Source organism: Kitasatospora sp. SolWspMP-SS2h (assembly GCF_003259315.1).
In the GTDB taxonomy this organism is placed as follows: domain Bacteria; phylum Actinomycetota; class Actinomycetes; order Streptomycetales; family Streptomycetaceae; genus Kitasatospora; species Kitasatospora fiedleri.
On record NZ_QLLT01000006.1, the window covers coordinates 133,166 to 156,292 of the forward strand.

Sequence of the window (23,127 nt, forward strand, 5' to 3'; positions counted from 1 at the left end):
GGCCCCGCCCCCGGTCGGGAGCCGTGCCGGAGCCGTTCGCACTCCGTGCGGGCTGCGCGCGACAGGGGACAGCCGGAGAAGCGCTACCGCACCTCCTTGCCTGCCCTCGCCCCGGCAGGGACGCGGGTCGGAGGTCACTTCGGCGGTCGGCGACGTGCTGCTGAACGCGGGCGGCCCCGCGCTGGCCTCGCTGGCCTCGCGTCGCTGGTGGCGGGGGCGTGAGGCGGGATGACGGCCCCGTCAGTACGTGCGGACCGTCGCCGCGTCGGCCAGTGCCCGGAGCACCTCGCGGGTCGGCCCGTCGGCGATCGGGGCCGCGTCGAGGGCGGTCAGGGCCTCGGTGAGCAGCGTGTCGATCCGGGCCTCGACGAGCGCGGGGGCGCCGCTGCGGGTGATCAGGTCGCGCAGGGCGGTGATCTCCTCGGCGTCCAGGCCGGGCGCGCCGAGCCGGGTGTCGAGGCGGGCGGCGTCGGCCGGGCCCAGGCCGCGCATGGCGTGGGCGATCAGCAGGGTGCGCTTGCCCTCGCGCAGGTCGTCGCCGGCCGGCTTGCCGGTGACGGCGGGGTCGCCGAAGACGCCCAGCAGGTCGTCGCGGAGCTGGAACGCCTCGCCGAGCGGCAGCCCGAAGCCGCCGAGGGCGTCCACCAGGTCCGGCCCGGCGCCAGCCAGCAGCGCGCCGACCTGGAGCGGGCGTTCGATGGTGTACTTCGCCGACTTGTAGTGGAGGACGGTGCGGGCCCGCTCCAGCGCCCCGGCGTCGGTGGAGTCGCCCGCGACCGGCTCCAGCACGTCCAGGTACTGGCCGAGCATCACCTCGGTGCGCATCAGGTCGAAGGCGGGCTTGGCGGCCGACACGGCGGCGGCGGGCAGCCCGGAGCGCTGGAACAGCTCGTCGCACCAGATCAGCAGCAGGTCGCCGAGCAGCACCGCGGCGGACGCCCCGTACTGTTCGCGGTCGCCCCGCCAGCCGCCGGCCCGGTGCAGGTTCTCGAAGCGGCGGTGGACGGCGGGCAGGCCGCGCCGGGTGTCGCTGCGGTCCATCAGGTCGTCGTGGACCAGGGCGCTGGCCTGGAGCAGCTCCAGCGCGGCCGCCGCCCGTTCGATGCCGGGCTCGTCGGCGGCGCCGCCGGCCGCGCGCCAGCCCCAGTAGCAGAACGCGGGGCGCAGCCGCTTGCCGCCGTCGAGCAGGAAGTCGCGCAGCGCGTCGGCGACCGGTCCGAGCTGGTCGGAGATGCCGGAGAGCAGGGCCGTCCGCTCGGCCATGAACACGCCGAGCGCGTCGTTCACGCGGTCGCGCACGTCCTCCGCGTCGACGGGGTTGCGGGGGAGACGGATGGAGGAGGGCACCTGGGACTCCGGATCAAGAGGCTGACAGTCAGATTAACGCGCGCGCCCGGGTGCCCCGTTCCACCCGCGCCGCGACCCGCGCCGCCACCCGCGCCCTCACTCCTGCCGCCACCCCGCCGCGACCCGCGTCGCGACCCGCGCTCCGGGCGCTGCTCCGCGCCGCCGGAGCCGGCTGGCCGGAAATCTCAAGTCCCGTCTCAGTCTCTGGACGTCGTTTGTCCGGGCCGCGCCGCCGACGGCTAACCTGCCTGCATGGCACTCGGGATTCCCTCCACCAGAAGCGACCGCGCGCAGACCGTGCGCGACCTGCTGGCGGCAGGCGACCGCTCCTTCTCCTTCGAGTTCATGCCGCCCCGCAACGAGGAGGGCGAGCGCAGGCTCTGGGACGCGATCCGCCGGGTCGAGTGCCTGGAGCCGAACTTCGTCTGCATGACGTACGGCGCGGGCGGCTCCTCGCGCGGCCGCACCGTCGACCTGGTCGGCCGGATCGCCACCGAGACCACCCTGACCCCGGTCGCCCACCTCACCGCCGTCGACCACTCGGTCGCCGAACTGCGCAACATCATCGGCCAGTACGCCGACCAGAACGTGCGCAACGTGCTCGCGGTCCGCGGCGACCCGCCCGGCGACCCGATGGGCGAGTGGGTGCGCCACCCCGAGGGCGTCAGCTACGCCGCCGAACTGGTCGAACTGATCAGGGACATCGGCGACTTCTGCGTGGGCGTCGCGGCGTTCCCGCAGATGCACCCGCGCTCGGCCGACTGGGACGAGGACATCCGGCACTTCGTCGCCAAGTGCCGGGCCGGCGCGGACTACGCGATCACCCAGATGTTCTTCGAGGTCGAGGACTACCTGCGGCTGCGCGACCGGGTCGCCGCGGCCGGCTGCGAGACGCCGATCATCCCGGAGATCATGCCGGTCACCAACATCCGCCAACTGGTGCGCTTCCCGCAGCTGTCCGGCTCCGACTTCCCGGCCGACTTCCGGCGCAAGCTGGAGGCCGCCGCCGACGACCCGGCCGCGGTCCGCGCGGTCGGCCTCGAACACGCCACCGCGATGGCCGAGCGCCTGCTCGCGGAGGGTGCCCCGGGCCTGCACTTCATCACCCTCAACCACTCCACCTCGACGCTGGAGATCTACCAGAACCTGGGCCTGCACACCCGCTGAGCGCCCGGCCGCCGCGAGTCCGGCGCCGGGCCGCCGGTCCGGTGCGCGAATCCGGTGCGCGAACCGTGCGGTCCGGGATGAGGTGGTGTTCGCCCGGAGGCTGTACAGTCGCCCGCAACCGCGCGGTGAGGGTGGCGTCTGGAGGTTGCGGCATGGGCATCGGATACCTGCTCCTCTACGGTGCGCTGGCCCTGGTCGCGCTCTGGCTGACCGCCGAACTCCTGCTCCAGCACCGGGCCCCGCTGCACTGGCGGGCGCTCGCCCTGCTCGGCTTCCTCGGCGTGGTCGCCGGGATGCGCACCTCCTCGCTGCCGGTGATAGCGGCGGGTGCCGCCGCGTTCGCGCTCGGCCAGGCGAGGGTGACCGGCTCGGTCAAGCGCGGCCGTCCGGTCGGCTGGTCGCTGCGCCGCCCCGACGGCGCCCTGCCCGGCCCGCTGGCGAAGGTCCCGCTGCTGGCCGCGGCCACCGGCGCGCCGGCCGCCGCCGCGGCAACACCGGAACCGGTCGTGCCGGTCGGCGAGGTCGGCCCGGTCGAGGACGAGCCGTTCGAGCCGTTCGACCCCCGCGACGGTCGGTCCGCCGACTACGAGGAGTTCCAGCAGCTCGACGCGGGCGTCTACGCCGACGGCCCGGGCGCCTACCAGGTCCCGGCGCAGCCCCAGTACGGGCAGGCGCAGCCGGGGTACGGCTACCAGCAGCAGGACTCCGGCCCCGGCTACGGCTACCAGGAGCAGTGGGCCGCCCCCCAGCAGCACCAGCAGCAGTACCAGCCGCAACCGCAGGAGCAGCAGTACCAGCAGCCGCAGTGGCAGCTGATCGGCTACGACCAGTACGGCCAGCCGGTCTACCAGGACCCGTACACCCAGCAGCAGTACCAGCAGCCCCACGTCCCGCAGCAAGTCCACATCCCGCAGCAGGCGCAGTCCCAGCAGCAGCCGCAGGACCAGAACTGGTACTACCAGCAGCAGTACTGACGCACCGTCAGGCCGGGCCGACCAGCCCGGCGGTGATCGAGGCGGACATCCCGACCCGGGCCAGCCCGCCGCCCGGGTGGGCGTGCGCGCCGATCAGGTACAGGCCCGGCGGGCCCGGCCGATTGGCCTGCGCGAGGTGCCCGCCCGCCAGCGAGGGCACCGGCACCGAGCCGGTCAGCCGGGTCTCCCGCCAGCGCAGCCGGGGCCGCAGGTCGAGGCCCGCGGCGGCCAGGTGGTCCAGCAACTCCCCGGCGTAGGCGTCCCGTTCGGCCTCGGTGCGGGCGAGGCCGGCGGGCACCGTGACGGTCAGCACGACGGCCTCCGCGTCCGGGCCCGGGACCAGCGACGGGTCGTCCGGACGCAGCACCTGCACGGTGGGGCGGGACGGCAGCGCCCGCTCGGTGAACACCGCCCGGGCCTCGGCCGCGCCGTCCGCGGCGTGCACCACGGTGCGGTGCGCGGTGCCGGCCGGGCGGGCGCCGTCCAGCGCCAGCAGCACCGTGAACCGCCCCGGCGCGGGCGCGGTGGGCTCGGCGACCCCCAGGCCCGGGACGGCGGAGAGCACCGCGTCCGCCGCCAGCACCCCCTCGTCCGTCCGCACGCCCACCACCCGGCCGCCGTCGGACTCCAGGGCCCGCACGGGGGTGCCGAAGCGGAACTCCACCCCGCGCGCGCCGCACCGGGCGAACACCGCGTCGGCCAGCGCCCGCAGCCCGCCGTCCACGTACCAGACGCCGAACGACTGCTCCATGTACGGCAGCACGGTCGCCGAGGCGGGCGCGGACCGCGGGTCCAGGCCGTACCGCAGCGCGTACTCGCCCAGCAGCGCGGCCGGGCCCGGGCCGCCGCCCAGCTCACGGGCCGCGTCGGCCAGGGTGGGCCGCCCGCGCGGCAGCAGCCGGGACAGCCCGCGGCGCGGCGGCACCGGGTACGGGTCGGCCGGGTCCACCGCCGGGCGCGGCTCCTCCAGCAGCGGCCGCCGGGTCGCCTCCCACACCGTCCGCCCCCGGTTCACCAACTCGCCCCAGCGCGCGCCCGCCCCCGCCCCGAACGCGGCGTCCAGCGCCTGCCCCACCCCGCCCCGGGAGGCGTTCGGCAGCACCAGCTCCGTCCCGTCCGGGAACAGGTGCCGGCTCTCCGGGTCCACCGGCCGCAACCCGACCAGCTCCTCCAGCGGCTCCCGCCCGGTCTTCAACGCCAGGTCCCGGTACACGGCGGGCAGTGCGAGCAGCCCCGGCCCGGTGTCGAACCCGAACCCCTCCCGCCGGTACGCCCCCACCTGCCCCCCGTGCGTCCCCGCCGCCTCCAGCACCACCACCCGGTGCCCCGACGCACCCAACCGCGAAGCGGCGGCCAGACCGCCCATCCCTGCACCGACGACGATGATCCGAGCCATGGCAGCAGATCCTATGCGCCCCCGCACCCCCGCCCAGCGCCCGCCCACGCCCGCCCCGGCCGGGCGGCCGCGGCCCGGGCCCGCCCGGAGCCTCGCCGCCGGGGGCGGTTTTCGGCCCTGTTCGGCCGCCCGCCGCAGGCCTTCCCCGGCCGGTGCCGGGCCGGCCGGCTCCGGCCGGTCGGGCCGGTCAGGCGGCGGCCGCCCGGGCCCGGCGGCGTTCGCGGCGGCGGAGCCAGAAGCGGCGGATGCGGGAGACGGCGAACCAGACGATCAGGAGGCCGAGGGCGAGCAGGACCGCGGCGGTGGAGGCGGCGAGCCAGGGGTGGAAGACGGCGAGGGTGACCAGGCCGGCGACGGAGAGGTCCTCGCTGAGGCTCAGCAGGATGTTCGAGGCGGGTTCGGGGGAGGTGTTGACGGCCATCCGCAGGCCCGCCTTGACGCCGTGGCTGAGCAGGGCGGTGGTGCCGCCGAGGGCTCCGGCGGCGACCTCGCCGAGCGAGCCCGGGTCGTGCGAGGCGAGCAGGGCGCCCACCGTCGCGCCCGCGACCGGGCGGATGAAGGTGTGGGCCACGTCCCAGAGGCTGTCCACGTAGGGGATCTTGTCCAGGACCGCCTCGCAGAGGAACAGCACGCCTGCGGCGACCAGCACGTCGGTGCGCTCCAGGGCGGGCGGCACCGAGTCGGCCCCGCCGAAGCGGCCGAACAGGCCCAGCAGCAGCACCACGGCGTAGGCGTTGATCCCGCTCGCCCAGCCGCTGGTGAAGATCAGCGGAACGGCCTCCACGGCGGCCCCCCTTCCCGTGCCCGCCCGGACCTCGGACGGGACCCGGCCACCGTACCCGGCCGCTCCGACCGGGCGGCAGGGGCCGCCGACGGCGGGGACTGAGTATCCGTACTCAGACCGCCGGTTGAGTACCCGCGCGGATACCCGCCGGCCCCGGCCGGCGGCAGAGTGGTGCGCACCGGGAAGGCCGCCGCCGGGCGGCGCCGCCCGGGAGCGCCCGGGGCAGGCCGCCGACCAGGGGGAACGGCGGTCCGCACCACAGGCCCTGGGCGCGATCGACGGCCGGAGCGAGGGGGCCGGGCACCGCCGACACGGGGCGGCGGAGCCCGGCCCCCTCCCCCTCCGGGCCCCTCCCGAGGGGGGTTCCGGGCGGGTCGGCCGGGCGGGGACGGCGGGACGGGGTCGGGGCCCCGCGGAACCGGGGGGTTCCGCGTTGTCACACCCCCCGTTCACGATGGATGCATGCGCGGACCGACCGGTTCGGGCAAAGGTCCGGAGTGAACGGGGGAGACCCATGACCATCAGTCGTCCTGAGCCTGTCGCCCGCCCTGCCGTCGATCAATCCGCCGCCGACCAATTCCCCGCCGAGCGCCCCGCCGCCCGCCGCCCCGCCGCCGAACGGGCGGAGCGGACGGGACGGCCCGAGCGACCCGAGCGGCCCACCGTCGAGCAGCCCACCCTGCCCGCCGGCCGCGCCGGGGACGTCCACCCGGTGCTGCGCCGGAGCACGGCCTCGCCCGCCGCGCTGGAGCTGCTCCGGCACGCGCACCGCACCCTGGTGCACGCCCGGGGCCGGCAGGACCCGTTGGAGCGCTACGCCACCGCCCACCTCGCCGCGCTGCGGGCCACCGCCGCCGTGCTCGCCGTCCGCGGCCGCCCGGTGCGGCACCCGCGCCGCCGCCAGGCGATCCGCCCGGCCTGGGAGCTGCTGCCCGAGGTCGCCCCCGAACTCGCGGAGTGGGCGGCCTACTTCGCGGCCGGGGCCCGCCGCCGGGCCGCCGCCGAGGCCGGGATCACCGGCGCCGCCGGGCCGCGGGACGCGGACGACCTGATCCGCAACACCGCCCTGTACCTGCGCATCGTGGAGCGCATCCTGGCCCTGCACCCCTGACCCGGCACCCGGCGCCCCGGCGTCCGCGCCGCCCCCGGTCCGCCCGGCCCCGGCGGATAAGGTGGAGGCGTTCCCGCCGTGGAAGAACCTGCTTAGAGGGGTGCCGCCTTGTATCCGACTCGTCCCCGCAGTGCGCTGCGTACCGCCGTGGTGTGGGAGGTGGTGCGGGAGGCGCTGGAGCGGCGCTCCGCCGAGCTCGGGCGGCCGGTGCTGGAGGTCGTCGACACCGGCGGCGGCACGGGCAACTTCGCCGTGCCCGTGGCCAGGCTGGGCCACCGGGTCACGGTGGTCGACCCGAGCCCGGACGCGCTGTTCGCGCTGGAGCGCAGGGCCGCCGAGGCCGGGGTCACCGACCTGGTCCGGGCCGTCCAGGGCGACACCCAGACGCTGCCCGAGCTGGTCCCGGCCGGTTCGGTCGACGCGGTGCTCTGCCACGGCGTCCTGGAGGTCGTCGACGACCCGGCCGAGGCGCTCGGCAACCTGGTCGGCACCCTCGGCAAGGGCGGCCTGGTCAGCCTGCTCGCCGCCAACCGCAACGGCGCGGTGCTGGCCCGCGCGGTGGCCGGACAGTTCACCGAGGCCCGCACCGCGCTGGACGCCGCCGACGGCCGCTGGGGCGCGGGCGACCCGATGCCCCGCCGCTTCACCGGCGGGCAGCTGGACGAGCTGGCCGCCGCGGCCGGGCTGCGGGTCACCTCCGTGCACGGCATCCGGGTCTTCGCCGACCTGGTGCCCGGCGTCCTGGTCGACACCGAGCCCGGCGCGCTCGACGCCCTGCTCAAGCTCGAACTCGCGGCCGCCGAACAGCCCGCCTTCCACGCCGTCGCCACCCAGCTGCACCTGCTCGCCGAGGCGATCTGATCCGGGTCGGGGGGCACCAAGGAGGGGGTCCGCTCGTTGCAGTGGTGGGACCGCCGCCGCGGTGGCCCCAGCCACGCCTGATTGACCACGCCGAACCAGGGCCGTGGACCGTATGATCTGGGTAAAGCCGGTAAGCATGACGGCCAGACCGGTGGGGCATATGGACCACACAGGCCCGAGCCAGGGGTGGCGGACCGGTCGCCCCGCGACCGACGAGTAGGAGGACTCCGTGCCGCTCTCGGAGCACGAGCAGCGACTGCTCGAGCAGATGGAGCGAGCGCTGTACGCCGAAGATCCCAAGTTCGCGTCAGCGCTCGAGGGAACCGGCCTGCGCACCTACACCCGTCGGCGGGTCTACCTGGCCGTGGCGGGGTTCGTGGCGGGCATCGCGCTACTCATGGGCGGCCTGGTCACGCAGGTCATCTGGGTCAGTGTCGTCGGGTTCCTGGTCATGCTTGGTTGTGCGGTCCTCGCGGTCACCGCGTGGCGGCGCGGCCCGGCCGGGCACGGCCCACGGCAGGCGCCACCGCCACGCCGGAAGGCCGGCGTCATGGACCGAATGGAACAGCGCTGGCAGCGGCGCCGCGACGAACAGAGCGGCCTGTAGCAGCGACCGGAAACGCAACGTGAAGGGGTCCGCCCCGGGAGAGCTCCTCTCCCGGGGCGGACCCTTGCGCGGGCGCCCTCCGGCGCTCAGCTCAGCCGTTCGCACTCCCGCCGCGCCTGCCGTCCCCGCCGTCCTTGCCGTCCCCGCTGTTCCTCCCGCTCCCGCCCTTCCGGCCCAGGCGCCGGAACGGCCCGGTCACGGCCGCCCGGAGCGCGGCCACCCGTTCGGCGGTGCGCTCCCGGCGGGCCGCCGCGCGGTCCTGGGCGCGCCACCACAGGCGCACCGCGGAGGCGGGCAGCAGCAGGGCGCGCAGCCTGCGGCCGCGGGTGGCCCGGACCAGCAGGGCCTCGCGGGCGGTGCGGACGTCACCGCCGAGGTGGGCGGGCGCGTCGGACTCGCGGGCGTACATGACGCGCTCGGTGGCGAGGGCGACCCGGCCCGCGGCGGCCGCGGCCTCGGGGTCGAGGCGGGCGTCCTCGGCGAGCCGGCGGGCGGCGCTGCGCGGGGTGCGGGCCTCGTCCGGGGGGATGCCCAGGTCCCAGGCGGAGTCGACGAGTTCGGCCCAGGCGGCGAGCACCTGTTCGTCGGTGAGCCGCGGCCCGTCCGCGCCGGCCAGGTGGCGGCCGGCGCCGAGGCGGCGTCGCCGCAGCCTGGTCCGCCAGAGCATCGGGAAGGCCAGCGCGGCCAGCAGCAGCAGGACGGCGGCGGCGGTGAGCAGGGCCGGCCAGCTCCGCCACCAGGGCGCCGCGGTGTCCCGGTGCACGGTCAGCGCGGCCTCGTCGGCGCAGTCGCCGACCCGGTGCTGCTGCGGGGGGCAGCTGCTGGAGGAGGACGGCTGGGCGGAGGGCTGCCCGGTCGGCGCGGCGCTGCTGGGGGCGGCGCTGGGGGTGCCGGTGGGGACGGCCTGCTGGACGGAGTACAGCGGGGTGCTGCCCCGGTTCGGGGTGGGCTCGAAGCGCATCCAGCCGTAGCCGCTGAAGTACAGCTCGGGCCAGGCGTGGTAGTTGGAGCTGCGGACCACCCGGTCGGTGCCGTTGCCGGTGCCCGGGGTGAAGCCGATCGCGACCCGGGCGGGGATGCCCAGCGAGCGGGACATCGCGGCCATGGTGGCGGCGAAGTGCACGCAGAAGCCCTCCTTGTCCTGGAGGAACTTGGCGATGGCGTCCGGCCCGGTGCGGGCGTCGATCTTGGTGTTGTAGGTGAAGCCGCCGCTGGTGAAGTACTGCTGGAGGGCGACGGCCCGGTCGTACGGGGTGTCCTTGCCCCTGGTGACGTCCCGGGCGGTGTCGGCCACCACGGACGGCAGGTTGGCGGGCAGGTCCAGGTAGCGCTTGGCGATGTCGTCGGGGGCCGGGCCGGCGGAGCGCAGCTGGGCGGCGGTGGCGTTGACGTCGACCGAGCCGACCGAGTACGTCAGGCCCTTGCTCTTCTGGCCGTTGACGCCGCTGACGGTGCGCCCCTGCGGGTCGAAGCGCCAGTCCGCAGTGTTCGGCAGCTCCAGCCAGGACATCGGGTACGGCATCGGCAGCCAGGCGGTGCTCAGCTGCTCGGAGACGGTGACCTTGGTGCGGACCGGGGTGGTGGGCAGGTTCGGGGCCAGGCCCTCGGGGGCGGGCACGGTGGTGGGCAGCGCCTGGGGGCTCTGCTGGCCGGGCAGCCACTCCTGGCCGTTGAACTCGCTGAGCGCGGCGATCCGCAGGTAGAGCTGGTCGGCGTCGGGCGCGTCGGTGGAGAAGCTCAGCAGCGGGGTGTCGTCGTTGGAGCGCAGGTTGGCGGTGAGCGCGACGACCAGGTTGAGCGAGCGCTCGTCGCCCTTGCCGCTCCCGCCGCCGCCCTCGCCGGCGTGGCCGCCCAGGCCGCCGAACAGGCCGGGGCCGACCGCGGGGGCGAACACCGGCACCAGCACGGCGGCGGCCAGCGCGATCACGCCGATCCGGCGGCCGCCGTTGGACAGCGCGGTGGCGGAGCGGCCGGTGCCGTGGAAGACCCGGCCCCAGCGGGTGAGCCGGTCCTGGCCCTCGGTGTAGAGCAGGGCCAGGAAGCCCGCCGCGCCGAACAGGAACCACAGCCACATGCCGCCGGGCGAGTCGGCCAGGCCGCCGGAGACCGAGTACAGGGCCAGCAGCGGCAGGCCCGCGGCGGCGGCCCGGCGGTAGGTGACCGCCAGGGTGTCGACCAGGACGGCCACCAGGGCGACCGAGCCGACCACGATCAGCCGCAGGCCGTCGCTGGCCGGGGCCGGGATCGCGTACGCCCGGATGTCGTCGCCGCCGCTGCTCAGCAGGGTGGAGACCGCGTCCAGGGCGCCCGGGCCGGGCAGCACGCCGAAGTTCATCGAGGACCGCACGGTGGTGAGCATCAGCACGTACAGCACGACCAGCAGCTGCAGCGGCGGCACCAAGGCCCGGGGCAGCGGCAGGGCGCGCAGCCCGGCCCCGGCGCCGGCCGTGACGGCGATCAGCAGCAGGCCGTGCGGGGCGAGCGCGAACGGGTCCTGGAACAGCGGGGACAGGCACAGCGCCGCCAGGGCGGTGGCCAGGGCCGCGCAGAGCGTCAACTTGGCCCGGGTGGTCACGCGCCGACCTCGTCTCGGTAGGGAACGGTGGTGTTCTGGGTGCGGTCCGCGGCCCGCCACAGCGCGGGCAGCGAGTCCCCGGCCCGGACCGGGAGCACCGTCCAGCCGGACTCGCGCAGCCGGGCGGCCCGGGCGTCGGCCGGCTCGTCCGCGCTCTCCGGGAAGAGGTGCCGCAGGCCCGACCAGGTGCCGGTGTCCAGCAGCAGGACGACCGCGCCGCCGGTGCGGCGGCGCAGCCGGGCCAGCCGCTCGACCTGCTCCTCGTCGAGCTCGCCGACCACCGCCACCAGCAGGCCCTCGCCGCCCAGCCGGAGCACCTCCTCGGCGCGGGCCAGGGTGCCGCCGTCGGAGTGCTCGACCACGGCCAGCGCGTCCAGCAGCAGGCCGACGGACTCGGCGGCGCCCGCCCCGCCGCCGGCGCCCTGGCCGGGCACCGAGAAGCCGGTGTCGGTGAGCAGCCGGGTGCGGTAGCCGCGCTGCACCAGGTCGACGGCGACCGAGGCGGCGCAGGACACCGCCCACTCGAACGAGGAGGCCGGGCCGGAGCCGCGGTGCGCGGCCTCCCGGGTGTCCAGCAGCACGGTGGCGCGGGCCTGCAGCGGCTGCTCCTCGCGCCGGACCATCAGCTCGCCGTACCGGGCGGTGGACTTCCAGTGCACCCGGCGCAGGTCGTCGCCGTGCCGGTACTCGCGCGGGATGACGTCGTCGTCGCCGGCCAGCGCCAGGGTGTGGGTGGTGGAGTCGCCCTGCCCGCCGGACTCGCCGGGCAGCCGGACCGGCGGCAGGTCCTGGACCTGCGGGACGACGGTCAGCACGTCGGCGGCGCTGAACGCGCGGGTCAGCTCGCACATCCCGAACGGGTCGGACAGCCGCAGCTGGAGCGGGCCCAGCGGGTAGCGCCCGCGCAGGTCGGAGCGGACCCGGTAGGACACCTCGCGGAAGCCGCGCGGCTCGACCCGGTCCAGCACGAAGCGCGGGCGCGGGCCCAGCACGTACGGGACCTTGTCCTCCAGCAGCAGCAGGCCGGTGGGCACCCGGGAGACGTTGTCCAGCCGCAGGTGCACCCGGGCCTCCTGCCCGGCCGCGGCCCGCTGCGGGCTGAGCCGACGGCCGGAGGCCACCCGGTAGCGGGTGCGCACCAGCAGCGCGGCGGCGGCCAGCGGGAGCGCCGCCAGCAGCACGCCGACCTGGAGCAGCGCGGTCTGGCCGAACACGAACGCGCAGACCGCGGCGGTCGCGCCGGCCGCGAGGAAGGAGCGCCCCCGGGTGGTCAGTCCGCGCAGCGCGGCGCGCACCCCGGAGGCGCGGGCGGGGCGCGCCACCTCAGCGGCCCTGCGGACGCGGGATGGGCAGTCGGGCCACCAGGTCGAGCACCACCTGCTCGACCGTGCGGCGGCTCAGCTGGGTCTCCGAGGTGGGGAGCAGGCGGTGGGCCAGCACCGGGACGGCGAGCGCCTGGATGTCGTCCGGGAGCACGTAGTCGCGGCCGTCCAGGGCGGCGTGCGCGCGGGCCGCCCGGACCAGGTGCAGGGTGGCCCGGGGGGAGGCGCCGAGCCGCAGTTCGGGGGCGGTGCGGGTGGCGGCGACCAGGTCGACGGCGTAGCGGCGGACCGGGTCGGCCACGTAGACGGTCTTCACCAGGTCGATCAGCTTGAGCAGGTCGGCGGCGTGCGCGACCGGCTGGAGGTCGTCCAGCGGGTTGGCCGCGGAGTGCAGGTCGAGCATCGCGAACTCGGCGTCGGCGCTGGGGTAGCCGATCGAGATCCGGGCCATGAAGCGGTCCCGCTGGGCCTCGGGCAGGGCGTAGGTGCCCTCCATCTCGACCGGGTTCTGGGTGGCGATCACCATGAACGGCGAGGGCAGCGCGTGGGTGGTGCCGTCGATGGTGACCTGGCGCTCCTCCATCGACTCCAGCAGCGCGGACTGGGTCTTCGGCGAGGCCCGGTTGATCTCGTCGCCGACCACGATCTGGGCGAAGATCGCGCCGGGCCGGAACTCGAAGTCCCGCTGGTGCTGGTCGAACACGTTGGTGCCGGTGACGTCGGAGGGCAGCAGGTCCGGGGTGAACTGGATCCGGCGCACCGTGCAGTCCACCGAGCGGGCCAGCGTCTTGGCGAGCATGGTCTTGCCGACGCCGGGTACGTCCTCCAGCAGCAGGTGGCCCTCGGCGAGCAGCACCGTCAGGGCGATCCGGATCGCCTCCGGCTTGCCCTCGATCACGCTCTCCACGGACTTCCGGACCCGGTCGACCACCGCCGCCAGCTCCGCCAGACCGGTCGGTTCCCGCCGGTCGTACCGGTCCGGCTCCGGCTGGTCCGTGCCCTGCCCGCTGATCGTCGTCACCCGTACGCTCCCATGTTGCACAGTCGCCGGGCGGCTGGTTCGAGCCCGGCCCACCCCGAATACCTGGCGCATTCTTCCCTGTCCCACGGCCAGAAGTCACCCGGCCGGGCGAGACGCGAAGGCTGTCCCGGTTTGGGACGAGCGGCCGGCCCGGGCGGTTTCGCCCGGGCCCGCGCCCCCGCCCCCGGGCGGCCCGGCCACCCGTCCGACCTGCGCGAACCGATACCGCCGGCCGGGTGGTGCGCCGGAGCGGAACGTTGACTGGCGGGGCGCGGGCGATAGGCTTCAAGCGCAGTGGAGCACGGCGGACGGCGCCCGGCGGACGGGCTGGCGGGCCGCTCTCCGCGCCGGGCCGGCCGTCCCGCACGCAGCCCGCGGCCTCCTCCCGCTCCGTGCCCACCTGGCGCACCTTCCCCGGTGCCGGGCGGTCGCTCCTTCCCCCGAGCGAGCGGGCGGGGACCACGGGCGGTGTGCGGCGCGGCCGGCCCGGTGCGCGAGAATGGCCCGGCCACACCGCACCTGAGGAAGGGCCCCGCCCCCGTATGAGTACCGACAGCCCCGCCCCCCGGCACATCCCGGTGATGCTGGAGCGCTGCCTGGACGCCCTGGCCCCGGCGATCTCGGCGCCCGGCTCCGTCGTGGTGGACGCCACCCTGGGCCTGGGCGGCCACAGCGAGGCCCTGCTGACCCGCTTCCCGGACGTCCGCCTGATCGCCGTCGACCGCGACCCGCGCGCCCTGGAGCTCTCCGCCGCCCGGCTGGCCCCGTTCGGCGACCGCGCCACCCTGGTGCACGCCGTGTACGACGAGATCCCGCGCGTCCTGGACGAGCTGGACGTCCCCGAGGTGCAGGGCGTGCTGTTCGACCTCGGCGTCTCCTCGATGCAGCTGGACGAGGCCGACCGCGGCTTCGCCTACGCCCAGGACGCCCCGCTGGACATGCGGATGGACCAGACCCGCGGCATCTCCGCGGCCGAGGTGCTCAACACCTACGGTCACGGCGACCTGGCCCGCATCCTCAAGGTGTACGGCGAGGAGCGGTTCGCCGGGAAGATTGCCTCCGCCGTTCTGCGGGAACGCGAGCGGGAACCGTTCACCACGAGCGCTCGTCTTGTGGAGTTGGTCCGCAACGCCATCCCGGCGGCCACCCGGCGCACCGGCGGCAACCCGGCCAAGCGGACCTTCCAGGCGCTGCGGATCGAGGTCAACGGCGAGCTGGAGGTGCTGGACCGGGCCGTTCCCGGCGCGCTGGACGCCCTGGCGGTGGGCGGCCGGATCGTGGTGATGTCCTACCAGTCGCTGGAGGACCGCCTGGTCAAGCAGTACCTCCAGGCGGGCGCGACCTCCACCGCCCCGCCGGGCCTGCCGGTGATCCCCGAGGAGCTCCAGCCCTGGCTGAAACTGCTCACCCGCGGTGCCGAACTGGCCACCGAGGAGGAGATCGAGGAGAACCGGCGCGCCGCGCCCGTACGGCTGCGCGTGGCGGAGAGGATCAGACGGACCCGGAGGTAGCCAGCCGCCGGGAGCAGCGGAGCGAAGGGGAGTGGAGCGGTGCCGGTGGCCGGCGAGCGGACCCGGGGGAGCGTCCCCGGGCAGGGGGGCAGGGCGCGGATCACCGTCCGGCCCGGGGCGCGCTCGATGCGGGGGCGCACCCCGTTCGCGGTGCTGGTGGTCACCCTGCTGTCGGCCGGGCTGCTCGGCCTGCTGATGCTCAACACCGCCCTGAACGAAGGATCGTTCACCCTCTCCCGGCTCAAGCGGCAGACCACCGAGGCCACCGACCAGCAGCAGACCCTGCAGCAGCAGATCGCCGAGCAGTCCGCGCCCGACGCGCTGGAGCGGCGGGCCCGCGAGCTCGGCATGGTGGCCGGCGGCGACCCGGTCTTCCTCAACCCGGACGGCTCGGTCACCGGCAAGGCCAGGGCCGCCGAGGACAAGCCGCCGGTGCCGCGCCCCAGCAGCGCCGCGCCGTCCGACCCGGCCGCCTCGCCCGGCGCGAGCCCCGGCCCCGGCGACCCGGGCATCGACCTCGCGCCCGCCCCGCCGGCCGCTGCCGCGTCCGGCAGCCCGTCCGGCAGCCCGTCCGGCAGCCCCTCGGGCAGCCCGTCCGCCGGGGCGCAGCGGTGAGCCGCCCGCCCGGGGACGCGCCCCGCCCGCGCCGCACCCCGTCCGGCTCCGGCTCGGGCTCGGGCCGCTCCGCCGCCGGGCGGGCCGGCGCGGGCCGCCCCGCCGAACAGCCGCCGCGCCGCCGCCCCACCGAGCAGCCGCCGCCGCGCCGCCGGGTCGCCGAACCGCGCCGCGCCGCCGACGGCGCCCCCGCCCGCCCGGCCCGGCCGCGCGCCGCCGCCGGGCACCGCGAGGCCGCCCCGCCGCGCCCGGGCACCCGCCCGGCCCGCCGCCCGGCCGCGCCGCGCCGCCCCGCCCCGCCCGGGTCGCGGACCATCAAGCTGGCCGATCCGCGCCGCCGGCTGCGGCTGGTGACGGTCTCCCTACTGCTGGTGTTCGCGATCTTCGCGGGCCGGCTGGTGCAGCTGCAGCTGCTGGACTCCGACGCGCTGGCCGCCGCCGCGGGCGCCAACAAGTACGTGCGGGTGGCGCTGCCCGCCGAGCGCGGCTCGATCACCGCCGCGGACGGCACCGTGCTGGCCACCTCGGTCGACGCGTACGACATCACCGCCGACCCGACCATGTTCACCCCGGAGGCCACCCACCTGCCGGACGCGCCGGAGCAGGCCGCGGCGCTGCTCGCGCCGGTCCTCGGGCAGCCGAAGGAGGAGCTGGCCGAGAAGCTGCACCTGAACAGCAAGAACCCGAAGAGCCAGTACGCGCTGGTGATGGCCCGGCAGACCCCGGAGGCGAAGAACCGGATCGCCGACCTGAAGTCCTCGCTCACCAAGCAGGTGGACACCGCGGCCTGCCGCGCCCAGGCGCAGCTGCTCAAGAAGCCCGCCGACAAGGGCGGCCGGCAGTTCCTGGACGCGGCCTGCGTCAACCCGCTGGCCGGGATGTTCTGGGAGCAGTCGACCCGGCGCAGCTACCCGGCGGGCGGCCTGGGCGCCAACCTGGTCGGCTTCGTCAACGCGGAGGGCGTCGGCACCGGCGGCCTGGAGCTCCAGTACCAGCAGCTGCTGGCCGGGCAGGACGGCCACTCCACGTACGCCTCGGCGGGCGGCAACCGGGTCGCCACCGCGGGCGGCGCCCGGCAGGACCCGGTGCCCGGCACCGACCTGCGGCTGACCGTGAACCCCGACGTCCAGTGGGCCGCCCAGCGGGCCATCACCGACCAGGTCGCCAACGCCGGGGCGGAGAAGGGCTACGTGATCGTCCAGGACGTGAAGTCCGGGCAGGTGCTGGCGATGGCCTCCTCGCCCGGCTTCGACCCGAACGACCTCTCCTCGGCCCGCGCCGACCAGCTCGGCAACCCGGCCCTCCAGGACGCGTACGAGCCCGGCTCGACCGCGAAGCTGATGACCATGGCGGCGGTGCTGGACACCGGCAAGGCCGACTGGGACACCCACGTCGAGGTGCCCAACACGCTCCAGCGCTCGGACCGGGTGTTCCACGACGACGTGGACCACGAGACCTGGTACCTGACCCTGGCGGGCGTGCTCGCCAAGTCCTCCAACATCGGCACCATCGAGGCGGCCGAGCACCTGGGCGCCACCCAGGCCGAGTCCAACAAGGTGCTGGCCGACTACCTGGACCGGTTCGGCATCGGCAAGCCCAGCGGCCTGGGGTTCCCCGGCGAGACCCGCGGCATCCTGGCCAAGCCCGAGGACTGGAGCGGCTCGCAGCAGTACACCATCCCGTTCGGCCAGGGCCTGTCGGTCAACGCCCTGCAGGCCACCTCGGTGTTCTCCACCATCGCCAACGGCGGCGTCCGGGTCGCCCCCGGCCTGCTGGCCGGGACCACCGGCCCGGACGGCGCCTTCACGCCCGCGGCGGCCGGGGCGCAGAACCGGGTGGTCTCGGAGCGCACCGCCAAGACCCTGACCGAGATGCTGGAGTCCGTCGTCACCGACGAGCAGGGCACCGGCACCACCGCGAAGATCCCCGGCTACCGGGTGGCGGGCAAGACCGGCACCGCCAACCGGGTGGACCCGAAGACCGGCAAGTACTCCGGGTACACCGCCTCCTTCATCGGCTTCGCGCCCGCCGACCAGCCCCGGGTGACGGTCTCCTGCGTCATCCAGGACCCGGTCAACGGGCACTTCGGCGGGCAGCTGTGCGGACCCGTCTTCAAGCAGGTGATGGAGTTCACCCTCAAGACCCTCCAGGTCCCGCCGAGCGGCAGCGAGGCGCCGAACCTGCCCGTCGACTGGAAGCCCTGAGATGAGCGACACCCCCCGGCGCGCGCAGCGCCCTGTGAGCAGCGTCACGGAGCAGGCCCGGTTTGGCCCCGGGGGGCGCGGGGCCGATAGCCTTCCGGCCGTGCCGAAACCCGATCAAACCCCCGCGAGCCCGCCCCGCCCCCGCCGCACCGCGGCGCTGCCCCTCGCCGAGGCGGCCCGGCTGCTCGGCCTGGCCCCCCAGGAGGGCCCCGAGGTCACCGGCGTCACCCACGACTCCCGGGCGGTGCGCCCCGGCGACGTCTACGTGGCCTTCCCCGGGGCCAACCACCACGGCGCGGCGTTCGCCGCCGGCGCGGCGGCGTCCGGCGCGGTCGCGGTGCTCACCGACCCGGCCGGGGCCGAACTGGCCGCCGGCGCCGGCATCCCGCTGCTGGTGGTGGACAGCCCGCGCGAGGCGATGGGCCCGCTGGCCGCCGCGGTCTACGGGGCGCCCAGCGAGAGCATGCTGATGATCGGTCTGACCGGCACCAACGGCAAGACCACCACCTCCTACCTGGTGGAGGGCGGCCTGCGCGGGGCCGGCCGGCTGCCCGGCGTGATCGGCACCGTCGAGATGCGGGTCGGCGAGGAGCGGATCAAGTCCGAGCGCACCACCCCCGAGGCCACCGAACTGCACGCCGTGCTCGGCGTGATGCGCGAGGCCGGGGCCGAGGCGGTGGTGATGGAGGTCTCCAGCCACGCGCTGGTGTACGGCCGCACCGACGGCGTGGTCTACGACGTGGCGCTGTTCAACAACCTGACGCCCGAGCACCTCGACTTCCACCCCGACATGGAGGACTACTACCGGGCCAAGGCCCGGCTCTTCCAGGAGGGCAAGTCCCGCCGGGGCGTCGCCAACCGGGACGACTCCTACGGCCGCCGGCTGGCCGGCGAGGCCCGCATCCCGATGACCACCTTCTCCGCGGCCGGCGACCCGGCCGCCGACTGGCGCGCCGTCGACGTCCAACTCGGCCCGTCCGGCTCGACGTTCCGGGTGCTCGGCCCGAACGGCGAGCAGGCCGACGCCGCGGTGCCGCTGCCCGGCCCGTTCAACGTCGCCAACGCGCTGGGCGCGATCACCGCGCTCGTCACCGCCGGGATCGACCTGGACGCCGCGGTGGCGGGCGTCGCCGCGGTGGCCGGGGTGCCCGGCCGGCTGGAGAAGGTCGAGGCCGGGCAGGACTACGTCGCCGTGGTCGACTACGCCCACAAGCCGGACGCGCTCAGCGCCGTGCTCGCCTCGCTGCGCGAGGTCACCAAGGGCCGGCTGCACGTGGTGGTCGGCTGCGGCGGCGACCGCGACCCGTACAAGCGCGGGCCGATGGGCGCGATCGCCGCCCGGCTCGCCGACACCGCCGTCCTCACCAGCGACAACCCGCGCTCCGAGGACGCGCTGGCGATCCTGGCCACCATGCTGGCCGGTGCCGCCGAGGTGCCCGAGGAGGAGCGCGGCGAGGTGCTCGCCGTCCCCGACCGGGGCGAGGCGATCGCCCTGGCCGTCGCCCGGGCCCACACCGGGGACACCGTGCTGGTGGCCGGCAAGGGCCACGAACTGGGCCAGTACGTGAAGGGCGAGGTCCGCCCGTTCGACGACCGCCAGGTGTTGCGGGTCGCGATTGAGCAGCTGATGGAGGCGGAGCGATGATCTCTCTCACCCTGGCCGAGGCCGCGCGGGCCGTCGGCGGGACGCTCGACGGCGCGGACCCGCAGGCGCCGATCACCGGCGCGGTGGTCACCGACAACCGGCAGATCGAGCCCGGCGGGCTGTTCGTGTGCGTGGCCGGCGAGCGCGTCGACGGCCACGACTTCGCCGCGAAGGCCGTCGCCGACGGCGCGGTCGCGGTGCTCGCCACCCGGCCCGTCGGCGTGCCCGCGATCCTGGTGGACGACGTGGTGGTCGCGCTCGGCCGGCTCGCCCGCGCCGTGGTGGCCCGCGCCGACGGGGTGCGGATCGTCGGCCTGACCGGCTCGGCCGGCAAGACCTCCACCAAGGACCTGATCGGCCAACTGCTCTCCCGGCACGGCGAGACGGTCTTCCCGGCCGGTTCGCACAACAACGAGATCGGCCACCCGCTGACCGCGCTGCGGATCGCCCCGACCACCCGTCACCTGGTGATGGAGATGGGCGCCCGGCACAAGGGCGACATCGAGTACCTGACCGGCATCACCCCGCCCACCGTCGGACTCGTCCTCAACATCGGCACCGCCCACCTCGGCGAGTTCGGCTCCCGCGAGGCGATCGCCGAGGCCAAGGGCGAGATGGTGGAGGCCCTTTCGCCCGAGGGCGTCGCCGTCCTCAACGCCGACGACCCGCTGGTGCGCGCGATGAGCAGCCGCACCAAGGCCCGGGTGGTGCTGTTCGGCGAGTCCCCGGACGCCCACGTCCGGGCCACCGGAGTTCGCCTGGACGCCACCGGCAGGCCGCAGTTCACGCTCAGCACCCCGGCCGGTTCCGCACCCGTGCGGCTGCGCCTGTACGGTGAGCACCACGTCTCGAACGCCCTCGCCGCCGCAGCGGTGGCGGTGGAGCTCGGGATGCCCGTCGACCGCGTCGCCGAAGCACTCAGCGAGGCGGGTGCGCTGTCCCGCTGGCGCATGGAGGTGGTCGACCGGGCCGATGGCCTCACCGTCGTCAACGACGCCTACAACGCGAACCCGGAGTCCGTGCGGGCCGCGCTGCGGACCCTCGCGACGATGGCGGGCACCGGCCCGGAGCGCCGCCGCACCTGGGCGGTGCTCGGCGAGATGCGGGAGCTCGGCGAGGACAGCCTCGACGAGCACGACACCATCGGAAGGCTCGTGGTACGGCTCGACATCACCAAGCTGGTGGCGGTCGGCGGACGCGAGGCGGCCCGGATGGAACTGGGCGCGAGGAACGAAGGTTCGTGGGGTGAGGAGTCGGTGCTGGTGTCCGACGCGGACGCGGCGATCGAGCTGCTGCGCAGTCAGGTGCGGCCGGGGGACGTGGTCCTGGTGAAGGCCTCCCGTTCGGTGGGTCTGGAGAAGGTCGCCGAGGCGCTGCTCGCGGACGGTGCCGCGAAGTGAAGCAGATCCTCTTCTCCGGCATGATCGGCCTGGTGCTGACCCTGCTCGGCACCCCCGCCCTGATCAAGCTGCTCGCCAAGCACGGCTACGGCCAGTACATCCGCGACGACGGCCCCAAGGCGCACCACAGCAAGCGCGGCACGCCCACCATGGGCGGCATCGCCTTCATCCTGGCGACACTGATCGCCTACTTCGGGACCAAGGCGATAACGGGCGAAATGCCCACCGCCTCCGGCCTGCTGGTGCTGTTCCTGACCACGGGCCTGGGCCTGGTCGGCTTCCTGGACGACTACATCAAGGTGGTCAAGCGCCGCTCGCTGGGCCTGCGGGCCAAGGCGAAGCTGCTCGGCCAGTCCTTCGTCGCCCTGGCCTTCGCGATCCTGGCCCTGCAGTTCAGCGACAGCCGGGGCCTGACCCCGGCCTCCGACCACCTGTCCTTCGTGCAGGACTTCAAGTGGGCGATCGGCCCGGTGCTGTTCGTCATCTGGGCCTACTTCATGATCGCCGCGATGTCGAACGGCGTGAACCTCACCGACGGCCTGGACGGCCTCGCCACCGGCGCCTCGGTGATGGTGTTCGGCGCCTACACCTTCATCGGCCTGTGGGAGCACGGCCAGAACTGCGCCTACGCGCTCAAGGCCACCGCCTCCTGCTACGACGTCCGCGACCCGCTGGACCTCGCCGTGGTCGCCGCCGCCCTGATGGGCTCCTGCTTCGGCTTCCTGTGGTGGAACACCTCGCCCGCGAAGATCTTCATGGGCGACACCGGCTCGCTGGCCCTCGGCGGCGCGCTGGCCGGCCTGGCCATCGTCTCGCGCACCGAGCTGCTGCTCGCCATCCTCGGCGGCCTGTTCGTGATCATCACCCTTTCGGTGATCATCCAGGTCGGGTCGTTCCGGATGACCGGCAAGCGCGTTTTCAAGATGGCGCCGCTCCAGCACCACTTCGAACTCAAGGGCTGGAGCGAAGTCCTGATCGTGGTCCGGTTCTGGATCATCCAGGGCCTGTGCGTCGCCGTCGGACTCGGACTCTTCTACGCGGGGTGGGTGACCGGATGAACAACCCGGAGTGGGCCGGCCTTCCGGTCGTCGTCGCAGGACTCGGCCTCTCCGGGGTCAGCGCCGCCCGCGTCCTGCACGGGCTCGGCGCGCACGTCACCGTGGTGGACGGCGGCGACGGCCCGGGCCTCGCCGCCAAGGCCGCCGCCCTCACCGAGCAGGGCGTCGCCGTCCGCCTCGGCGACGGCGCGAGCCTGCCGGACGGCACCGCCCTGATCGTCACCTCGCCCGGCTGGGCCCCCGACAGCCCGCTGTTCACCGCCGCCGCCGCGGCCGGCGTCCCGGTCTGGGGCGACGTCGAACTCGCCTGGCGGCTGCGCACCCCGCACCCCGCCACCGGGGAGCCCGCCCCCTGGCTGGCCGTCACCGGCACCAACGGCAAGACCACCACCGTCCAGATGCTGGCCTCGATCCTCACCGCCGCGGGCAGGCGCACCGCCGCCGTCGGCAACGTCGGCGTCTCGGTGCTGGACGCGGTGCTCGCGGCGGAGCCGTACGACGTGCTGGCCGTCGAGCTCTCCAGCTACCAGCTGCACTGGGCGCCCTCGCTGCGGGTGCACTCCGGCGCGGTGCTCAACCTGGCGCCCGACCACCTCGACTGGCACGGTTCGATGGAGGCGTACGCCGCCGACAAGGGCCGGATCTACCGGGGCAACCAGGTCGCCTGCGTGTACAACCTGGCCGACCCGGCCACCGAGGCGCTGGTCCGCGAGGCCGACGTCGAGGAGGGCTGCCGGGCGATCGGCTTCGGCCTGGGCGCCCCCGCCGTCTCCCACCTCGGCGTGGTCGACGGCCTGCTGGTCGACCGGGCCTTCGTCGCCGACCGGGCCAACTCCGCCGCCGAGCTCGGCGCCGTCGCCGACGTGCGCCCGCCCGCCCCGCACAACGTCGCCAACGCGCTGGCCGCCGCCGCGCTGGCCCGCGCCTACGGCGTGGACGCCAAGGCCGTCCGGGACGGGCTGCGCGCCTTCACGCCCGACGCGCACCGGATCGCGCACGTCGCCGAGGTCGACGGCGTCACCTACGTCGACGACTCCAAGGCCACCAACACCCACGCCGCCGCCGCCTCGCTGGCCGCCTACCGGCCGGTGGTGTGGATCGCCGGCGGCCTGGCCAAGGGCGCCACCTTCGACGAGCTGGTCGCCGCCGCCGCCCCCCGGCTGCGGGCCGCCGTGCTGATCGGCCAGGACCGGCAGCTGATCCGCGAGGCGCTGGAGCGACACGCCCCGCAGGTCCCGGTCTTCGAACCGGCCCCGGGCCAGACTGGCGCCGGGGCGATGACCGCGGTCGTCGCGGCCGCGGCCGCCGCCGCCGAGAAGGGCGACACCGTCCTGCTGGCACCGGCCTGCGCCTCGATGGACATGTTCACCAACTACGGTGAGCGCGGGGACGCGTTCGCCGCCGCCGTCCGGGCCCTGCGGCCCTGAAGCACGCACCACGAGGTCGCGCCCGCGGGCAGTCCGCCGCCCGGGCGCGGCCTCGCCGTCGGAGGACCCCCGGCGCGTTCCCGTCCGTGACCCGAACCGTGA

The 23,127-nt window shown here is 75.6% G+C and carries 18 protein-coding genes; 12 read left to right on the forward strand and 6 right to left on the reverse strand.

The window, feature by feature from the left end; translation table 11 throughout:
• Positions 1 to 240: 240 nt before the first annotated feature.
• Entirely contained in the window at positions 241 to 1,347 is a 1,107-nt protein-coding gene (locus K353_RS09475) for a polyprenyl synthetase family protein (protein ID WP_111553130.1), read from the reverse strand.
• Between the two features lie 252 nt (positions 1,348 to 1,599).
• Between K353_RS09475 and metF the strand changes: the two genes are divergently transcribed.
• The gene (metF, locus tag K353_RS09480; RefSeq protein ID WP_111553131.1) at positions 1,600 to 2,514 is read left to right on the forward strand and encodes a methylenetetrahydrofolate reductase [NAD(P)H]; all 915 of its coding nucleotides are present in this window, start codon (positions 1,600 to 1,602) and stop codon (positions 2,512 to 2,514) included.
• A gap of 152 nt (positions 2,515 to 2,666) precedes the next feature.
• Positions 2,667 to 3,488, forward strand: a complete 822-nt coding sequence (locus K353_RS09485) for a hypothetical protein (RefSeq protein ID WP_111553132.1) — start codon at positions 2,667 to 2,669, stop codon at positions 3,486 to 3,488.
• A 7-nt stretch (positions 3,489 to 3,495) separates the two neighbouring features.
• Here the strand turns inward: K353_RS09485 and K353_RS09490 are convergent, their stop codons facing one another.
• Together K353_RS09490 and K353_RS09495 are read right to left on the reverse strand one after the other, a co-directional pair.
• On the reverse strand, positions 3,496 to 4,884 hold the full coding sequence (locus K353_RS09490; RefSeq protein WP_111553133.1) for an NAD(P)/FAD-dependent oxidoreductase: 1,389 nt from the start codon (positions 4,882 to 4,884) through the stop codon (positions 3,496 to 3,498).
• Between the two features lie 187 nt (positions 4,885 to 5,071).
• Positions 5,072 to 5,668 carry a DUF4126 domain-containing protein gene (locus K353_RS09495; protein ID WP_111553134.1) on the reverse strand — a complete coding sequence of 199 codons (597 nt, stop codon included), beginning with the start codon at positions 5,666 to 5,668 and terminating at the stop codon, positions 5,072 to 5,074.
• 514 nt (positions 5,669 to 6,182) lie between these two features.
• Here K353_RS09495 and K353_RS09500 point away from each other — a divergent pair.
• The 3 genes from K353_RS09500 (at position 6,183) to K353_RS09510 (ending at position 8,247) form a co-directional block, all read left to right on the forward strand.
• Positions 6,183 to 6,779: an SAV_6107 family HEPN domain-containing protein gene (locus tag K353_RS09500; RefSeq protein ID WP_370447577.1), complete on the forward strand. Its 597-nt coding sequence runs from the start codon at positions 6,183 to 6,185 to the stop codon at positions 6,777 to 6,779.
• A gap of 108 nt (positions 6,780 to 6,887) precedes the next feature.
• A complete protein-coding gene (locus K353_RS09505; protein ID WP_111553135.1) occupies positions 6,888 to 7,640 on the forward strand; it encodes a methyltransferase domain-containing protein in 753 nt (250 codons plus the stop codon).
• A gap of 229 nt (positions 7,641 to 7,869) precedes the next feature.
• Positions 7,870 to 8,247 carry a DUF3040 domain-containing protein gene (locus K353_RS09510; protein WP_111553136.1) on the forward strand — a complete coding sequence of 126 codons (378 nt, stop codon included), beginning with the start codon at positions 7,870 to 7,872 and terminating at the stop codon, positions 8,245 to 8,247.
• Positions 8,248 to 8,338: 91 nt separating this feature from the next.
• Here K353_RS09510 and K353_RS09515 read toward each other — a convergent pair whose 3' ends face one another.
• Genes K353_RS09515 through K353_RS09525 form a run of 3 tightly spaced genes read right to left on the reverse strand, consistent with a single transcriptional unit; the run spans position 8,339 to position 13,093 of the window.
• Positions 8,339 to 10,822 (reverse strand): DUF3488 and transglutaminase-like domain-containing protein, encoded by a 2,484-nt coding sequence (locus tag K353_RS09515; RefSeq protein WP_111553137.1) that lies wholly within the window; start codon positions 10,820 to 10,822, stop codon positions 8,339 to 8,341.
• Positions 10,819 to 12,144, reverse strand: a complete 1,326-nt coding sequence (locus K353_RS09520) for a DUF58 domain-containing protein (RefSeq protein ID WP_111553138.1) — start codon at positions 12,142 to 12,144, stop codon at positions 10,819 to 10,821. The genes K353_RS09515 and K353_RS09520 overlap by 4 nt, the downstream gene beginning before the upstream one ends.
• Position 12,145: 1 nt before the next feature.
• Positions 12,146 to 13,093 carry a MoxR family ATPase gene (locus tag K353_RS09525; protein WP_111553244.1) on the reverse strand — a complete coding sequence of 316 codons (948 nt, stop codon included), beginning with the start codon at positions 13,091 to 13,093 and terminating at the stop codon, positions 12,146 to 12,148.
• Between the two features lie 614 nt (positions 13,094 to 13,707).
• Here K353_RS09525 and rsmH point away from each other — a divergent pair.
• The 7 genes from rsmH to murD all read left to right on the forward strand — a co-directional run bounded on the left by rsmH (position 13,708) and on the right by murD (position 23,025).
• Entirely contained in the window at positions 13,708 to 14,676 is a 969-nt protein-coding gene (gene rsmH, locus K353_RS09530) for a 16S rRNA (cytosine(1402)-N(4))-methyltransferase RsmH (protein ID WP_111553139.1), read from the forward strand.
• Between the two features lie 126 nt (positions 14,677 to 14,802).
• Complete coding sequence (locus K353_RS09535; RefSeq protein WP_111553245.1) at positions 14,803 to 15,291, forward strand: cell division protein FtsL; 489 nt, start codon at positions 14,803 to 14,805, stop codon at positions 15,289 to 15,291.
• Positions 15,288 to 17,495, forward strand: coding sequence for a penicillin-binding protein 2 (locus K353_RS09540; RefSeq protein WP_111553140.1), 2,208 nt, complete (start codon positions 15,288 to 15,290; stop codon positions 17,493 to 17,495). The genes K353_RS09535 and K353_RS09540 overlap by 4 nt, the downstream gene beginning before the upstream one ends.
• A 100-nt stretch (positions 17,496 to 17,595) precedes the next feature.
• Positions 17,596 to 19,140 carry a UDP-N-acetylmuramoyl-L-alanyl-D-glutamate--2,6-diaminopimelate ligase gene (locus K353_RS09545; RefSeq protein WP_111553141.1) on the forward strand — a complete coding sequence of 515 codons (1,545 nt, stop codon included), beginning with the start codon at positions 17,596 to 17,598 and terminating at the stop codon, positions 19,138 to 19,140.
• Positions 19,137 to 20,540: a UDP-N-acetylmuramoyl-tripeptide--D-alanyl-D-alanine ligase gene (gene murF / locus K353_RS09550; RefSeq protein ID WP_111553142.1), complete on the forward strand. Its 1,404-nt coding sequence runs from the start codon at positions 19,137 to 19,139 to the stop codon at positions 20,538 to 20,540. The genes K353_RS09545 and murF overlap by 4 nt, the downstream gene beginning before the upstream one ends.
• Positions 20,537 to 21,598 (forward strand): phospho-N-acetylmuramoyl-pentapeptide-transferase, encoded by a 1,062-nt coding sequence (mraY, locus tag K353_RS09555; RefSeq protein ID WP_111553143.1) that lies wholly within the window; start codon positions 20,537 to 20,539, stop codon positions 21,596 to 21,598. The genes murF and mraY overlap by 4 nt, the downstream gene beginning before the upstream one ends.
• Entirely contained in the window at positions 21,595 to 23,025 is a 1,431-nt protein-coding gene (gene murD / locus K353_RS09560) for a UDP-N-acetylmuramoyl-L-alanine--D-glutamate ligase (RefSeq protein WP_111553144.1), read from the forward strand. The genes mraY and murD overlap by 4 nt, the downstream gene beginning before the upstream one ends.
• Positions 23,026 to 23,127: the final 102 nt, after the last annotated feature.

What these genes read in the sequence shown, in the direction of transcription:
- K353_RS09535 (WP_111553245.1), top strand. Translation starts at nt 14,803, where the DNA reads ATGCGGGGGCGCACCCCGTTCGCGGTGCTGGTGGTCACCCTGCTGTCG.
- K353_RS09500 (WP_370447577.1), top strand. Translation starts at nt 6,183, where the DNA reads ATGACCATCAGTCGTCCTGAGCCTGTCGCCCGCCCTGCCGTCGATCAA.
- metF (WP_111553131.1), top strand. Translation starts at nt 1,600, where the DNA reads ATGGCACTCGGGATTCCCTCCACCAGAAGCGACCGCGCGCAGACCGTG.
- K353_RS09485 (WP_111553132.1), top strand. Translation starts at nt 2,667, where the DNA reads ATGGGCATCGGATACCTGCTCCTCTACGGTGCGCTGGCCCTGGTCGCG.
- K353_RS09490 (WP_111553133.1), bottom strand. Translation starts at nt 4,884, where the DNA reads ATGGCTCGGATCATCGTCGTCGGTGCAGGGATGGGCGGTCTGGCCGCC.
- rsmH (WP_111553139.1), top strand. Translation starts at nt 13,708, where the DNA reads ATGAGTACCGACAGCCCCGCCCCCCGGCACATCCCGGTGATGCTGGAG.
- murF (WP_111553142.1), top strand. Translation starts at nt 19,137, where the DNA reads ATGATCTCTCTCACCCTGGCCGAGGCCGCGCGGGCCGTCGGCGGGACG.
- murD (WP_111553144.1), top strand. Translation starts at nt 21,595, where the DNA reads ATGAACAACCCGGAGTGGGCCGGCCTTCCGGTCGTCGTCGCAGGACTC.